Genomic DNA, 15145 nt, shown 5'->3' with positions numbered 1-15145 from the left:
TGGGTGAATTGCAATTCTGTGGGCGAACTGCAATTCTGTGGGCGAACTGCGATTCGATGGGCGAATTGCGATTCGCCCCTACGTCCCAACAATTATCTAAAGATAGCTTCTACGGCCATAAGGACACCACTACCAGCAAGGAATCCCAAAAGGGCAAGCCAAGAGATGTGTTTTACATACCAGAAGAAGTCGATCTTCTCCATACCCATGGCAGCAACACCTGCAGCAGATCCGATGATAAGTAAGCTACCTCCTGTTCCGGCAGAGAAGGCGATGAAGTGCCAAATAGAGGCGTCCATTCCTTCCTGGAACATACCGATAGCAGCAGCTACCAAGGGAACATTGTCAATGACCGCAGAGGCAAAGCCCAGAATCATTACTACTATATTGGTATTAGGAACCACCTCCTTGAGCGTGCCAGCAAAGTGGAACAAGCTACCTGTAGACTCCAATGCGGCTACGGCCAATAGGATTCCTAAGAAAAATAATATACTGGAGTGCTCTATACGTCCTAAGGCTTTGTGCACTGAGAAAGTTGGCTTGGCTTCCTCACTGAGCTCGCTATTGGGCTTGAGCAGCTCGGAGAAGAACCATACAGTGGCCAAAGAGAACAACATACCCAAGTAAGGGGGTAGGTGGAACAAGGACTTGAACACCGGCACAAAGATGATTGCCAAGACTCCTATAGTAAGGATAGGGGTACTGCTCTTGTAAGCCTCGGTCTTATCCATCTGAGGGATTTCTAAGCGTCCCTTGAAGATAGGCATTAGTGAAGCGATCGCAAAAGGCACTACAAAACAAAGCACTGCAGGCAACACTACATAGTCAACAAGACGTGCCGCGCTGACCTTACCTGCCATCCAAAGCATGGTAGTGGTCACATCGCCTATAGGAGACCAAGCGCCTCCGGCATTGGCAGCAATTATTAGGAGCGAAGCATACCAAATACGTTCCTCTCGGAAAGGTACGAGCTTGCGCAAGATGGTAATCATTATTATAATAGTAGTCAGATTGTCAATGAGCGCAGAAAGGAAAAAGGCTACAATCCCGAGTACCCAAAGGAGTTTTTTCTTCTTACGTGTTTTGACCATTTTCTTAATGATCTCGAAGCCGCGATGCATGTCAATAATCTCAACTATGGTCATCGCCCCAATGAGGAAGAAGAGGATTTCAGCTACCTTTCCGAGGTGATGAAGCAACATGCTATCAATAGCCTCGGGATTTCCTCCCTGAAATTTGTCAGCTAGGGGAATAAGCCCACCTACTTCACTGACTTCAAAAACCCTTAAATCGGCAGTTTTGAGGATTGTCCAGCACATAACTGCCATACCTAAAGCGGAAATAGTTTTGTCAATTTTGACCTGGTGTTCGACTGTAATAAACAGATAACCAATGAAAAAGACTGCTACAATAAGATATTCCATCTCGCTAATTATTGATTTGTTTTTCAGGGTGCAAGTTATAAAAAATTTATCAAAAAAACCAACATTCGTGAAATATTTTTTTCTACAATTGTTAATAACTTTTTTTAATGATTAACGATTAATGATCAGTGGTTAATGGTCAATGGTTAATGATCAATGATTAATGGTGTGCGGTGTGTAGTGAAAAAAAAATTAGATTTTTTTCTTTTTATTTTGTAAAAAAAATGTACCTTTGCGATATTATAAAGAACCAAAAATCAATTCTATGATACCAAACTTTCAATATCCTACTCCTATAGATCGGGAGGTGAATTGGGATAAATCAAAAACCATTATGAGTCGTACGGATGCAGCAGGAGTTATTGACTATGTCAATCAGGTGTTCTGTGACGTATGCGGCTACTCTGCCGAAGAGCTCTTAGGCTCTCCTCACAATATTATTCGCCATCCAGATATGCCAAGGGTGATCTTCAAAGTGCTTTGGGATAATATCCAACAAGGGATCAACTTCCACGCAGTGGCGAAGAATTTAGCCAAATCAGGGGAATACTACTGGGTGGTAACAGACTTTGATATCATCAAGGATGCCCAAGGGAAGATTGTCAGTTATCTAGCTCGCCGTACTTCTATACCTACTCAGAGTGTGGAAAAGTATATCGCTCCCCTCTATGCTAAAATGCTACAAGTAGAGGCAGTAGGAGGTATGGAAGCCAGCGGAGCTTACCTTATGAACTTTCTTAAAGAAAATGGTTATATCGACTATATTGACTTTATCGAAAATGCAATACTTGAGTTTAAGTAAGCAGGGAACAGAGGTCAGGGAGCGGTGAGCAGAGATCAGTGAGCAGAGGGCTTCCTTATATTGACATAAGGGTTGTTACGCCTTGTTGTAGGGGCGATTTGCAAATTGCCCTATGTTGGTGCGGAAACGGTGAGTGGTAGTTTTACTATTACCTAATGAGGTCTTTTTTAGATTTATACCATGAAATATTATAGAGTAAATATAAAATAGAGAATACCCACTTCCTAACACTCTAAAAAAACAATAAATTATATCTCTACAGATAACTATGCCTATTAGGTAAGACTCTTTCAATGTGAAGATAAAGACATTATCATTGCACCTTTACAAATTAACTACTAATATTTTTTAACTCTTGATTCACATTATATAGTGAAAAGTGAAGAATATCCTTAAGAGGGATATTCTTCACTTTTCATTTATTAGAGGTTGTCCGAAAAGTCTTATTCATGAAGGGCGATTTGCAAATCGCCCCTACAACAGAACCTAAAACAACTGATTTTAGAATAAAATTTAAAAATATTCGATTTAAACTTTGAAAAATAATGTTTTGGACTTTTCGGACAGCCTCCTCATAGTTGGTTCACCGACCTCTGTTCACTGCTCTCTGTTCACCGTTCACTGTTCTCTGTTCACCGACCTCTGCTTACTGCTGAATTTAAGAAAGAGATAGGTCATACTACCTAAGAGGGCGGAGGTAAGGGAGGCTAAGAGAAAACTACCTACAAGGTATTGGGAAAGATTATTCATAAGAAACTCCTGAGTGATCTTACCCTCGGAGGGGAGGATGTCTCCACCGACAAATAGCGACCCTAACTTGAGCGAAGCTAAACCTAAAAAAGGAATCATAGGAGGGATGCTGATATTCGAACAGAGGAAAGCTAAGGACTTATTCAGTCCTAAGATAGCGGCTAAGGAGAGGGTGATCAGGGTCTGAAACCCCCAGAAAGGGGCGATGCCAAAGAAAAGCCCTAAGGCTACTGAACAAGCTTTGTTGCTATGGGAGGCATTGCTTTCCAAAAGGTCTTCTCTAAGAAACTGAGAGAGGCTTTTTTTTTTGAACTTCCTAAAGAAATTTCGAGGCTTTATATAAAGAAAAGCAATAAGCACCAAACAGGTATTGAGCAGACTGATACGCATAAAGTCGCGCAAGGGACGAAAGTGAGACACACGCTCGGCAGGGTCGTAGAGGACACGAACAGGGACATTCTCCACCGCTACACCACGCCATGCCGTACGCACTAAGACTTCTATCTCGAACTCGAACTTACCCGAGAAGTAGCGCTTAGGGAGCTGCGATAGGGGGTAGAGGCGATAGCCCGATTGGGTATCGGGTAGGCGGATACCCGTCTCAAGATGAAACCAAAAGTTAGAAAACCTATTGCCGAAGCTGCTTTTCTTAGGCACTGACTCGCCTGTCATATCCCGACTCCCTACCAAGAGTACAGGCTCGGCGCGCCCCTCAAGGGCACTGAGAAAGGTAGGAATATCCTCAGGGAAGTGCTGCCCGTCGGAGTCAATTGTCAAGGCATAGTCATAGCCCTGAGCTAAGAGGGTGCGGAAGCCTATCTTGAGAGCATTGCCCTTACCTTGATTTTTAGGTAAGGTAATAACCCTAACCTGAGGAAACTCAGAAAGCACCTGAGCGGTATGATCTGTCGCGCCATCATTGACTACCCATACTTCCTGGGTATAAGAAAGTACCCCCTTGAGAACACGGGCAAGCGTAGGGGCATTGTTATAGGTAGGAATCAGTATGGCGTAGTTCAACTTAACTAAATTTTTCGAATCCCTTACCATAGACAGCTTCGACGTTGGTTCGGGTGACAAAGGCATCGGGGTCTATACTATTGACCAATCGGAAGATAGTAGTTCCTTCTCCCCTACGAGCAAAGACAATAATGACCTTCTGAGGATTCTTGGTATACCAGCCTGTACCATCCACTACGGTACAGCCCCGCTTGAGTTCTGTATTGATATGAGTGGCTATTTCCTCGTACTTCTTCGAGAGAATAATGACTTGTATTGCCTGTTTAGCACCATTCATAATTACATCCACTGCCTGATACATGATAGGTAAGAGAATAAGCCCTAACACCATTTTCTCCATAGTATATCCCTTGAGGACAAATATAGAAGAGGTCACCACAAGTACATCCACTAAAAGAAGAATACGGGAGATACGTATTTTGAAATATTTAGTTACCAAGAAACCAATAATATCCACTCCTCCGGTACTTCCATTAACCGAGTAGACCATTCCTAAGGCTACTCCCATGAAGATACCTCCTAAAACAATAGCAATAAAAGGGTCATGTACCACTGGGTTGGCCAAGAAGTAGGGCTTTAGATACATTTCCCCGAGCCTCACCCCAAGAGTAAGCATCCCTGCTCCTATAATTGTATTGATAACAAATTTTTTTCCCAAAGGACGAAATGCTACTATCAAAAGAGCAAAATTGACCACTAAAATAGTGGTAGAAACTTTGATCCCTGTAGCATAGTTCAGAAGCAATGCAGCTCCTGCCAACCCTCCAGAAACAATCTGATTGGGCATGATAAAGCCTGTAAGCCCAATGGTGTAGATACCTATGGCCAAAGCCATATAGAGATAATCTTTGATATAGAAAGATTTCAAATACTCAATGGTGTTGCGTTTTTTATCCATAACACAAGCTATTATTGCTGTTTTTTTTCGTGGCACAAAAATACGATTTTTTTAGAGTAAAAAAAGATTTTTGAACAATTTTTTTCAGCCAAAAATAAAAATATTTTTGTACCTTTGCCAGGTCAGGGAGCAGTGAAGAGTGAAGAGTGAAGAATGAAGCCAAGCGAATGAGCTTGGGTATGTGGTGAAGAGTGAACAGGGAGCAGGGAGCGGTCTTACTAAGGACTGCTGTCTACCTTTTAATTATCCTATTCGAAACTCAGGAAAATATATAAAAAGAGGATTTAATACTCCCTACAACCAAAAGGCTAAGTTTTAAGTCTTAGAAACTGAAAATTAATAATTAATAATTAACAATTAACAAAGTGTCTTTTTTTTCAACAGATTTTACTTTAGGCATCCTCGGAGGAGGACAATTGGGCAAGATGCTTCTTTCTCAGACCCTCAAGTGGGACATCCGCACACTTGTGCTTGACCCAAGTGCAGAAGCCCCTGCACGCTTGGGCTGCAATGCTTTTTTTCAGGGCGACCTGATGGATTATGATACAGTATACCGTTTTGGCAAACAGGTGGACTTGCTTACCTTTGAGATAGAGAATGTAAATGTAGATGCCTTGGAACGCCTCGAGAGTGAGGGGGTCAGGGTATTCCCTACTCCAAAGAGCCTGCGCATTATTCAAGACAAAGGCTTACAAAAGGTTTTCTATAGAGAACATCGGATTCCCACGGCTCCTTTTGAACTTTTCTCCTCTGTTGCCCTACTGCAAGAAGCGGTCAAGGAGGGGCGCTGGTCTTTTCCTTTCGTCTGGAAGAGCACCCGCTTTGGATATGATGGCAATGGAGTAAAAATCGTCCGCCAAAAGCAAGACCTTGACACACTCCTCGACACCCCTTGCTTGGCAGAAGTTTGTGCACCTATCGAGAAAGAATTGGCTGTGATCGTTGCGCGTCGCCCCAGTGGAGAAGTAGCCTTGTATCCAGTGGTAGAGATGGAATTCCATCCCGAAGCCAACCAAGTAGAATATGTACTTTGCCCCGCTCGTATTCCCTTGTCTGTCAGCGAGAAAGCACAACAGATAGCCCTACAAGTGGCAGAAGCCTTTGGCAGCATTGGTCTTTTGGCTGTGGAGCTATTCCTTACCCAAGAAGGAGAAATATGGGTGAATGAAGTAGCTCCACGTCCGCATAACTCAGGTCATTACTCCATCGAGGCCAGTTACACCTCGCAGTTCGAACAACACCTAAGAGCCATTTTAGACTTGCCTTTGGGTAGCCCAAAAAGCAAAGTAGCCGGAGTAATGGTAAACCTCGTGGGAGCAGAAGGCTATGCAGGAGATGTTATCTACCAGCATATAGAAGAAGTATTAGCACTGGAAGGAGTAACCCCTCATATCTATGGAAAACGGCAAACGCGCCCTTTTAGAAAAATGGGGCATATCACCATCACCCATCCCGACATAGAAACCGCCCGCGCCATCGCCCAAAAAGTAAAAGAAACAATTGCGGTGGTCAGTAAGCAGTGAACAGTGAACAGTAAGCAGTGAACAGTAAGCAGTGAACGGTGAACAGTAAGCAGTGAACGGTGTAACCAACTGGATATGTGGGAGGAATATAAATTGCTTATAATAGCCAAATGAATGAACTACTTAAAAGAAATACAAACCCTTAAAACTGAGCTTGCTCTTCCCTTGCAGAAAGCCAAAACCCTCTTAGAGCAAACAGCAGGTGATATCCCCGCTGCCATAGCCCTCTATCACCAAGAAAATATAGCCAGTATAATGGCAGATACCAAGTGTGAGCGTTGGGAAGCTGAAAGTGTATATGAGCGCTTCCATTACGATGTCGAAAAGGCTATAAAACAAATATATAGTACCTCACTGACTATAAGTGTCAATGGTGGAAGAGACAAAAGTGAGAGGGGTATGGGCTATCTCATCAGTGCTTTGGATGTCAATTTGAACGTTGTGTCCAAGCGCTCTATCTTTATCCCAATAGAAGATTTTGATAAGTATCTTTTAGAAGATTTCAAGTCCCTATTTCCTCTATACCAACCCCAGTGGGACAAAGTCGAAAACTATTTCAATTGTACCACCAGCAACGTCTTTGACTCCACCACGTGCCAAAAAATTATTGCACAACTGCTCCAACACAGTTTTGACGATGAAAAAGTAAAGATTTTTATAGAGAAAGTTATCTCCTATTTAGAAGAAAAGCTCTCTACCTGCACCTATATAGAAGTGTATGGGAATATATAGGTGAAATATCAAGAGTGCCCCCTAACACCTATAACAAATGAAAGAACAACTCCTCCGTATCCAAGAGAAATTAGTCCAAGCCAAAGAAGCTGATAAAGACTTAGAAGTATTTGGTGCCGATGGTCATCAGTACCACCTCAATCCGCCCGTAAGCGAGGCAGAAGTGCTCACCTTTGAGCAAAAATATGGCGTACAACTCCCCAAATGCTATCGAGCCTTTATGCTTACTATTGGCGATGCCAAAGCTAAAAAATCAGACTTTATAGCAGGACCTTATTTCGGTTTGTATGCCTTTGGTACTTGTGTAGATGAGTTGCTCTACGAAAAAATAGAAACCTACCTCAAAGCGCCTTGCAACCTTTCTCCTGATATGACTCAAGAAGAATGGGAAACGCTCTCCGATCCGCTATTGTTCTCTGAGGAAGAGGAAGAAGACGACGATGATAAGTATTTTGCCGAACGAGCAAAAGTCTTTGGAGGGCTTCTGCCTCTGGGAAGTCAGGGGTGTACCTATGAACATGCTTTAGTGCTTAATGGCAAATATGCTGGGCGCGTAGTAAATGTAGATTTAGACCTCGCGCAACCCAAATTTGCCTTTGAAGCCAACTTTTTGGATTGGTACGAACGCTACCTCGATGAGGTCATTTCGGGGCAACTTGTAGACGACCGCCCTACGTGGTTTGGCTACCACCGAGGCGAAGCTGCTGAGGTGCTCCTCAATGAATATAAACACACTACCGACCGCAAAACTCAAACCGACTGCCTCGAGGGGGTATATCATAAAAAACCGCCTTTAGAACCTGCACTATTAGACAAGATAGAAAAGCTCATCGCCTTAAACAACGACGATAGAGCCTTCTTAATTGAAATTCTTAGCCAATCCTCTTATGAGCGCGCCAAACCTTACTTACAAGATTTGGTAAACAAAGATCCTAAAAAGGTATTTCAGTTCGTATGGTGGTATGCAAAAGACCATTGTGCCGAATGGGTGTCTGTTGTAAAAGAGCTATTGCCTACCATTACCGACGAAAGAACCCTTGATTTTGCTACCTACCTCCTTACGGAAGGAGATGACAATTTCGAGGAAGTGATCCTACCCTTTACCGATAATGAGAATCCTCAGATACGTAGCACTGCCTACTATACACTCGGCAAAAGCAAGAAGAGAGAACAGTACCTTGACACCTTCATCAAAGGACTACAAGAGACCGATACCGGTGTCCTTTGCACAGTTATGCAAGCCCTTTCTGGGGTGGAAGACAAACGCTTATTACCCTATTACAAAGCCATAGCCAAGCGTTTTCCCGAAGAAAAAGATTATATCCTTTCCAACTTAGAATACCGCTTAGCCTCTTTTGGTCTCTCCATAGAGGAAGCAAGAAAGTAAAAAACGAAAATTGAAATATGAAAAATAGAGACAAATCAATCCTCCTCAAGCATATAGAAACCCCTATAGGCACTATGGTAGCCTGTGCTAACGATAAGGGGATCTGTATGTTGGAGTTCTTAGACAGAAAACTATTGGAGACCGAACTAAAAGATATTGCCCAGCGAGAGAAAACCACGATTGTAAAGGGTGAAAGTCCCCACTTTGCCCTTTTGGAACAAGAGCTTAGCGAATATTTTGCAGGTACTCGCCAGACTTTTACCATACCTCTCCATCCTATAGGAACAGATTTTCAACAGCGTGTCTGGCAGGTCTTACGAACCATTCCCTATGGGCAAACGTGGAGTTACAAAGAGCAAGCCATTGCCTTGGGATCACCCCAAAGTGTACGCGCCGTAGCCAATGCCAATGGTATGAACCGTATCTCTATCCTCATTCCTTGTCATCGGGTTATTGGCTCCAATGGCACTCTCACAGGCTATGGCGGGGGCTTGTGGCGGAAGAAGTTTTTGCTCGAATTGGAGGGAGTGGAAGAGGTGAAGAATGGAAAATGAAAAGTGAAACCTTATGAACCTCAAAAAGAAAATAGAAAAACTATGGATAGTTAATAAGACCATAGAGCTGTTGGATAAAGTCTTTGCCTATAACGAATACTTAGGCTGCTTCTTGATGATAACTTTTTTCTGTATTATCTATGTACTAATATTCCCTATAATGCTGGTGACATTGCCTATTCTTGGCTTAGTGAATTTGTTTAAAAATAAATAGTGATAAATGAACCTAAATAAAATAATACATTCAAGGATCTTGAATATCACTATTGATAAATTAATCAAAGCCAATGCCTACAACCCATTATTAGGTTTGGTCTTAATAACAATCGCTCTTTTTGTTTTCTTTATAGTGGGAATCCTTTTAATAATAGGGTTGCCTATTCTTGGCTTAGTGAATTTGTTTAAGAAATTGATAAAATAAAAAATGGAATTACAAGATTTGTTGGGCAGACTTATTCATTCTCCCGAAATAAAAGAATTTTTTGCGCAATATCATTTGCCACAAAACCCTAATCCTGAATATGATGCTTATGGCAACTTGTTTTGGGTACCAGTTAATAATGAAGAAAAGACCATTCGCTGCCTTTTTACTGGGTATGTGAGATATGCTCCCGCTTATGGAGAGCCTATTGGCAATTATAACAAGGAAAAAGACCAACTTATTTTGCATCAAATCACCATTGATTCTGAGAATGCACCCGATGGAAAAATTTCTGATATAAACCTGCCTTTTGGATTGAACATTGGCGATGATAAAACAACCATTGAACAGAAAATAGGCAAGAAGCTTACGCGTAAAGAAGTGAGTGATTATGGTTCTACTTATGATGTTTTATTTGAGGAATTTAGCTTGTTAGTGGCTCTGAATCCTAAGGAACAACTGGACAGGCTAATGTTATTCAAATTAGAACTCTATGAAAAGGAGCGCATCCGCCTAAAAGCCCTCCTCAAATCACAAAACAAGAATATAGACCCCGATCGCATTCCCGAAATACAAGCCTTCCTTTCCGAAACACCTATCACTCAGTGGCGCAAGCGTATGGCTCAGGGTGATGATATGTTTTCAGAAGAAAGCATTACCGCTGTAGAAACAGCCCTTACGGAATATGTGCAAACACTTTGTGAAGCGGTGCAAAAGAAAAATGCGACTACCGTTTATAACTCTATGGGCAAATTGGTAAAAAAACTCAATAAAATTAATGACAAATACGGACTTATAGAAACAATGGAGCGTGAAGAACTTTGCGAGTGGATGAATATTATTATCCGCAAAACAGGATTGGAATTAGAATATAATGTAGATATCACCGATGAATACCGCGAGTGGTAAAAAAGATAGAGAAATTAATGAAAAAAGAACTTACTAATATTGGTCTTACTTTTTGTGTTTATGGCGAGTATTTTGACCTTGAAGAACTTACTCATATCACAGGTTTTCCTCCTACAGAGAAGGCGTATAAGGGAGATGCTTTGAAGCATCGCATTAGCGAAGAAACTTTTTGGGAATACAAGTTTGCGTCTATGGAAACTTTGTATATAAGTGATTGTTTGGCTGTTTTTGAGCAAAAAGTGCATCCGTTTTTGGAAGAATTATCAGCTTTTATCAAAACACATCAACTCACTGCACTATTCCGATTTTGTGTAAATATATACAATGAAGAAGTCCCTGCTTTGTATTTTGATACCTCTGCTCTTGACTTGCTTCACCAGTTAAATGGCTCGATTGATATTGACCAGTATATTTATTAGTTATGATAAAAAAATCATTAGAAAACCTTTTAGAAAAACAAGGTATTACCTTACTCAATACCCTTTCTAAAGAAGAGCGACGCGCTCGTACCGAAACTATCAAAGCGCGCTATCGCGAGGCAGGTTATGACGATTTGCCTCACGAACTCGTTACTTTCCTTACCATATTCGACGGCAAGGATATCAAGCGCAACGACGGCTATATGGCTTTTATATACTCACAAAACCTCCCTACTCGCCAAGAGATGCTATACTACGAATCGGATGCGGGGATTACCGAGCTTATTCCCTTTGGCACTATCAATGCCGATGAAATCCTCCTTTGCATCGATAGTGTAGGTAGTGTATGGGGTGTGCTTGACCTTTCCTCTTGGGTGCCAAGAAAGACCTATTACCATTTCTACGGAGGCGACCTCTATACCGCCCTTGAAAATATGATCAAAGGCAAAGTAGAAGAAACTATTATACGACCTTAAAACACACTTTGAAAAAGCTTGTATTAGCAAATTAGTTAGGGGTGTATGGAGTGTGAAGAACTTTGCGAGTGGCTTAATACACTCATTTGTAAAACAGGTTTAGAATTAGCCGATAATGTAGATATCACCGATGAATACCGCGAGTGGTAAAAAAGATAGAGAAATTAATGAAAAAATCATTAGAAAACCTTTTAGAAAAACAAGGTATTGCCTTACTCAATACCCTCTCTAAAGAAGAGCGACGTGCTCGTACGGAAACTATCAAAGCACGCTATCGCGAGGCAGGTTATGACGATTTGCCTCACGAACTCGTCACTTTCCTTACCCTATTCGACGACAAGGAAATCAAGCGCCGCGACGGCTATATGGTTTTTATATACTCACAAAACCTCCCCACTCGTCAAGAGATGCTATACTATGAATCGGATGCGGGCGTTACCGAGCTTATTCCCTTTGGCGATGTCAATGCCGATGAAGTTCTCTGTATAGATAGTGTAGGCAGTGTATGGGGCATACTCGACCTTACCTCTTGGGTGCCAAGAAAGATCTATTACCATTTCTACGGAGGCGACCTCTATACCGCTATTGAAAATATGATCAAAGGCAAAGTAGAAGAAACGATTATACGACCTTAGAAGAAGTACTATGAAAAAATATACCAACAAATATGTCAAAAGAGCACTAACTCTTTATTCATATGTGTATGATGATAGTATTGATATTTATGCAGAAAATGAGAAGTTTTATCAAAATTATTTGCGTCGCGTTAAGTATTTCGGTACCAAAAAGAATCAAACGCCTTTTAAGTTTTTTTATGTTGAACTGTTAGGGTTTTACAATATAGACCATGTCGCCGCTAAGAGGTTGATGTTTCAGGGGAACCCTGAATTGGCGGGAAAATATTTTTCTCGAACAGCATTTTGGGGATTAATGGCAAAAAAGAATTCTATACCAGCCGAATACATTGATCCTTATACAGATTACTTAAATTATGCTTTTTTTGTAGAAGATAAAGATACGATACAATTGGCAATTGATATGCTAATAAACGAATGGAAGAAAGAGGATGCGCAAAGTAAAGAATATAAAACACAGTGGATTTATCCGAAAACTTATTTTTTACATTTTCTAATTGAAAAATGGTTAGGAGAAAATCCAATATTGCCACGTTTATTTAAGGAGTTTTCTTATAAAGGTGGATATGGTATTTATCAAGCGATTATTGATCATTGGAATGACTTAAGTTTTTTACCAAATACTTATTGGGATGAGTTATGTGATTATCATTTAAATGGCTTGTCATTATATGGCAGTGAAAAGTGGGAAAAAGAAGAGTTTTTGTTAGAAGGAATTATTCCGATGGAGTTATTAAACTTGATCAAGGTGAGAAAGAAATTAGGGCTAGACATTCCTCAAATCACTCACGAATTATTTTCTCTTCCTACCTCCCAATTTCCAGTAATCCCAACAGGGTACAACCCTGATACTGATGTCCTATTCCAACTAATACACCAAACGGCTATAACAAAACATCCCTATACTATTGAAGAAATCATTGATTTACTCAAAGAAAAATATGGAGAAGAGCTTAACTATTTTATCTAATTTGCTATGAAAAACACCCTTTGGCTTTATAAAGATTCTTATCAGATAGAGATTATAGATGAAACTAATCTCGATGATAATCAAAAAGCCCTTACTCGTTATCAAGAGCGCCAACCTTACGACCGTGAAGTAGGCGACTATGACCAATTGATAGGTATTCGGCTCTATGAAAATGAAGAACCTATGGGTAAAGTATTGCTTGTGGCTGATACTTATAATGTACTCAGTGAGAAAGGTGTTCTTTTGGATGGCGATAGATTACTTGTAGCTTGTGGCTATGAGGTTTTTTGTGTTCTCTTGCCTACATTAGAGCTCCTTTGGCATACACAGGTGGATATGGCTACTTGCTTTCAGATAGTCGCCTATCAAGATGATTACATTACCCACGGCGAGGTGGAGATATCGCGCCTCAACAAGCAGGGCGAAATCCTCTGGCAGTTCAGTGGCAAGGATATTTTTGTGTCGCCTATAGAGCGTACTCCCGCTTTTAAGACAACCCCACAAGGCATTGACTTAGTAGATTTTAATTATGAGGAATACCACATTGATTACGAAGGGAAAATAATTAGGTAACTTCTAATCTTTGAAGAACAAAACGAAGCTACTTTGTTAAGAGAAGGTCTTTTAGAACACGCTCCACTGGTTAATTTCGTGATTAACACTGTAGTATGTTTGATCCTTATACTATTTGTAGGCTATAGGAGGAAATGGTTGTAATGGTAAAACTTTAAGACACTATAAAAAACATTGCTCCAAAAAAGCTTACTTCCTGAAAAGTTTTCTACAGTTCACACCGAAATTAATCATTAATCATTGCTCATTAATCATTAAATTCGTATCTTTGTGGCTCGAAAACAACAACCTTTTTAATCAAATAAAATTGCTATGATTTACATGGAATTGCTCATTGTTCTTGCGGCTATTTTCGTTGGTGCAAGGGTCGGAGGTATTGGTCTGGGGATCTTCGGGATGCTCGGTTTGGGAATTTTGGTCTTTGGTTTTGGTTTGCCACCAGGGAAGGCACCTATCGATGTGATGCTAATCATCGTAGCGGTGATTACCGCTGCCGCTACCCTACAAGCAGCAGGTGGATTGGATTACTTGGTCAAGGTGGCCGAGAAGATTCTGCGCCGCAATCCTGCTATGATCACCTTCCTTGCCCCTGTGGTTTGCTATTTCTTTACCCTATTCTCTGGTACAGGGCACATCGCTTACTCCCTACTTCCGATTATCTCGGAGATAGCCACCGATAGCAAGGTACGTCCTGAGCGTCCGCTCTCTATCTCAGTGATCGCATCCCAACAGGCGATTACTGCGAGTCCTATCTCAGCGGCTACCGCCGCTCTCCTCTCAGCAGAACTCTTAGGAGGCAAAGGGATTACCTTAGGTAATATCCTTATGGTGTGTATCCCTGCCACTCTTATTGGGGTGATTGTGGGGGCTATTGCAGTCAATTTCATCGGGGTACCTTTAGAGAAAGACCCTGAATACCTACGCCGTGTACAAGAGGGACTTATCAAAACTGATAAGGATGAAAAAGAAACTCTTTCCCCTGAACAACAGAAACGCGCTAAGCTCTCTGTAATCATCTTCCTCCTTGGGGTACTCTCTATCGTTCTTTTTGGTTCCATAGATGCCCTTCGTCCTGTTTTTGAGATTGATCATAAAAAAGTCACAATGGAGATGACCCAAATCATAGAGATAGTGATGATGTCTACCGCTGGACTTATGCTCATTTTCTCTAAGGCAGATATAGGCAAAGCAGTCAAAGGATCGGTCTTTATCGCAGGTATGCAGGCGGTTATTGCTATCTTTGGGATTGCTTGGATGGGAGACACGTATTTCAATGGCAACATGGAATTTTTCAAAAGTCATATCGCCGAGATTGTAACGGCCTATCCGTTCCTCTTTGCTATTGCCCTTTTTGTGATGTCTATTTTCCTATTTAGTCAAGCGGCTACTGTACGTACACTCTATCCATTAGGATTGTTATTAGGGATCTCTCCTTTGGCACTTATCGCCATGTTCCCTGCTGTCAATGGGTACTTCTTCATCCCTAACTATCCTACGGTGGTAGCAGCAATCAATTTTGACCGTACTGGTACCACCCGCATTGGCAAGTATGTACTGAATCACTCTTTTCAGATACCAGGCTTTGTAGCTACCATTGTTGCCATCATAGTGGGGTATATCATTATTGCTTTTATGTAATTTACTAACAAAAA

General features: G+C 41.3%; 16 protein-coding genes. 13 read left to right on the top strand and 3 right to left on the bottom strand.

Going from position 1 to position 15145, the window contains the following annotated elements; genetic code table 11:
* Window positions 1-92: 92 nt before the first annotated feature.
* Window positions 93-1424, bottom strand: a complete 1332-nt coding sequence (nhaD, locus tag CGC50_RS08940; RefSeq protein WP_095910553.1) for a sodium:proton antiporter NhaD — start codon at window positions 1422-1424, stop codon at window positions 93-95.
* 265 nt (window positions 1425-1689) lie between these two features.
* Here nhaD and CGC50_RS08935 point away from each other — a divergent pair, with 265 nt between their 5' ends.
* Window positions 1690-2226, top strand: a complete 537-nt coding sequence (locus CGC50_RS08935) for a PAS domain-containing protein (RefSeq protein WP_095910552.1) — start codon at window positions 1690-1692, stop codon at window positions 2224-2226.
* A 618-nt stretch (window positions 2227-2844) separates the two neighbouring features.
* Here CGC50_RS08935 and CGC50_RS08930 read toward each other — a convergent pair.
* Window positions 2845-3996 carry a DUF2062 domain-containing protein gene (locus CGC50_RS08930; RefSeq protein WP_095911333.1) on the bottom strand — a complete coding sequence of 384 codons (1152 nt, stop codon included), beginning with the start codon at window positions 3994-3996 and terminating at the stop codon, window positions 2845-2847.
* A gap of 1 nt (window position 3997) precedes the next feature.
* The gene (locus CGC50_RS08925; RefSeq protein WP_095910551.1) at window positions 3998-4894 is read right to left on the bottom strand and encodes a YitT family protein; all 897 of its coding nucleotides are present in this window, start codon (window positions 4892-4894) and stop codon (window positions 3998-4000) included.
* Window positions 4895-5259: 365 nt separating this feature from the next.
* Here CGC50_RS08925 and CGC50_RS08920 point away from each other — a divergent pair, with 365 nt between their 5' ends.
* The 12 genes from CGC50_RS08920 (at window position 5260) to CGC50_RS08860 (ending at window position 15131) form a co-directional block, all read left to right on the top strand.
* Window positions 5260-6417, top strand: a complete 1158-nt coding sequence (locus CGC50_RS08920) for a 5-(carboxyamino)imidazole ribonucleotide synthase (RefSeq protein WP_095910550.1) — start codon at window positions 5260-5262, stop codon at window positions 6415-6417.
* Between the two features lie 114 nt (window positions 6418-6531).
* Window positions 6532-7149 carry a hypothetical protein gene (locus tag CGC50_RS08915; RefSeq protein WP_095910549.1) on the top strand — a complete coding sequence of 206 codons (618 nt, stop codon included), beginning with the start codon at window positions 6532-6534 and terminating at the stop codon, window positions 7147-7149.
* A gap of 37 nt (window positions 7150-7186) precedes the next feature.
* Window positions 7187-8536, top strand: coding sequence for an SMI1/KNR4 family protein (locus tag CGC50_RS08910; protein WP_095910548.1), 1350 nt, complete (start codon window positions 7187-7189; stop codon window positions 8534-8536).
* Window positions 8537-8553: 17 nt separating this feature from the next.
* On the top strand, window positions 8554-9090 hold the full coding sequence (locus CGC50_RS08905; RefSeq protein ID WP_095910547.1) for a methylated-DNA--[protein]-cysteine S-methyltransferase: 537 nt from the start codon (window positions 8554-8556) through the stop codon (window positions 9088-9090).
* 13 nt (window positions 9091-9103) lie between these two features.
* Complete coding sequence (locus tag CGC50_RS08900) at window positions 9104-9304, top strand: hypothetical protein (protein WP_095910546.1); 201 nt, start codon at window positions 9104-9106, stop codon at window positions 9302-9304.
* A 210-nt stretch (window positions 9305-9514) separates the two neighbouring features.
* A complete protein-coding gene (locus CGC50_RS08890; RefSeq protein ID WP_095910544.1) occupies window positions 9515-10420 on the top strand; it encodes a hypothetical protein in 906 nt (301 codons plus the stop codon).
* 17 nt (window positions 10421-10437) lie between these two features.
* The gene (locus CGC50_RS08885; RefSeq protein ID WP_095911332.1) at window positions 10438-10839 is read left to right on the top strand and encodes a DUF4279 domain-containing protein; all 402 of its coding nucleotides are present in this window, start codon (window positions 10438-10440) and stop codon (window positions 10837-10839) included.
* Between the two features lie 2 nt (window positions 10840-10841).
* On the top strand, window positions 10842-11315 hold the full coding sequence (locus CGC50_RS08880; RefSeq protein ID WP_232781085.1) for an immunity protein: 474 nt from the start codon (window positions 10842-10844) through the stop codon (window positions 11313-11315).
* A 167-nt stretch (window positions 11316-11482) separates the two neighbouring features.
* Window positions 11483-11950: an immunity protein gene (locus CGC50_RS08875; protein ID WP_095911330.1), complete on the top strand. Its 468-nt coding sequence runs from the start codon at window positions 11483-11485 to the stop codon at window positions 11948-11950.
* Window positions 11951-11960: 10 nt separating this feature from the next.
* Entirely contained in the window at window positions 11961-12920 is a 960-nt protein-coding gene (locus CGC50_RS08870) for a hypothetical protein (RefSeq protein WP_095910543.1), read from the top strand.
* A 6-nt stretch (window positions 12921-12926) separates the two neighbouring features.
* A complete protein-coding gene (locus CGC50_RS08865) occupies window positions 12927-13493 on the top strand; it encodes a hypothetical protein (RefSeq protein ID WP_095910542.1) in 567 nt (188 codons plus the stop codon).
* A gap of 312 nt (window positions 13494-13805) precedes the next feature.
* Window positions 13806-15131 (top strand): anaerobic C4-dicarboxylate transporter family protein, encoded by a 1326-nt coding sequence (locus CGC50_RS08860; protein WP_095910541.1) that lies wholly within the window; start codon window positions 13806-13808, stop codon window positions 15129-15131.
* The last annotated feature ends 14 nt before the right edge of the window (window positions 15132-15145 follow it).

It is taken from the genome of Capnocytophaga gingivalis (assembly GCF_002302415.1).
GTDB lineage: Bacteria > Bacteroidota > Bacteroidia > Flavobacteriales > Flavobacteriaceae > Capnocytophaga > Capnocytophaga gingivalis.
Note: the sequence above shows the minus strand (reverse complement) of the source record. Positions and strands in the feature narration are given on the sequence as shown.

Excerpts from the sequence above, each read along its gene's own strand:
- CGC50_RS08865 (WP_095910542.1), top strand. The coding sequence starts at position 12,927 with ATGAAAAACACCCTTTGGCTTTATAAAGATTCTTATCAGATAGAGATT.
- CGC50_RS08875 (WP_095911330.1), top strand. The coding sequence starts at position 11,483 with ATGAAAAAATCATTAGAAAACCTTTTAGAAAAACAAGGTATTGCCTTA.
- CGC50_RS08910 (WP_095910548.1), top strand. The coding sequence starts at position 7,187 with ATGAAAGAACAACTCCTCCGTATCCAAGAGAAATTAGTCCAAGCCAAA.
- CGC50_RS08915 (WP_095910549.1), top strand. The coding sequence starts at position 6,532 with ATGAACTACTTAAAAGAAATACAAACCCTTAAAACTGAGCTTGCTCTT.
- CGC50_RS08860 (WP_095910541.1), top strand. The coding sequence starts at position 13,806 with ATGATTTACATGGAATTGCTCATTGTTCTTGCGGCTATTTTCGTTGGT.
- CGC50_RS08890 (WP_095910544.1), top strand. The coding sequence starts at position 9,515 with ATGGAATTACAAGATTTGTTGGGCAGACTTATTCATTCTCCCGAAATA.
- CGC50_RS08885 (WP_095911332.1), top strand. The coding sequence starts at position 10,438 with ATGAAAAAAGAACTTACTAATATTGGTCTTACTTTTTGTGTTTATGGC.
- CGC50_RS08870 (WP_095910543.1), top strand. The coding sequence starts at position 11,961 with ATGAAAAAATATACCAACAAATATGTCAAAAGAGCACTAACTCTTTAT.
- CGC50_RS08935 (WP_095910552.1), top strand. The coding sequence starts at position 1,690 with ATGATACCAAACTTTCAATATCCTACTCCTATAGATCGGGAGGTGAAT.
- nhaD (WP_095910553.1), bottom strand. The coding sequence starts at position 1,424 with ATGGAATATCTTATTGTAGCAGTCTTTTTCATTGGTTATCTGTTTATT.
- CGC50_RS08880 (WP_232781085.1), top strand. The coding sequence starts at position 10,842 with ATGATAAAAAAATCATTAGAAAACCTTTTAGAAAAACAAGGTATTACC.
- CGC50_RS08900 (WP_095910546.1), top strand. The coding sequence starts at position 9,104 with ATGAACCTCAAAAAGAAAATAGAAAAACTATGGATAGTTAATAAGACC.
- CGC50_RS08925 (WP_095910551.1), bottom strand. The coding sequence starts at position 4,894 with ATGGATAAAAAACGCAACACCATTGAGTATTTGAAATCTTTCTATATC.
- CGC50_RS08905 (WP_095910547.1), top strand. The coding sequence starts at position 8,554 with ATGAAAAATAGAGACAAATCAATCCTCCTCAAGCATATAGAAACCCCT.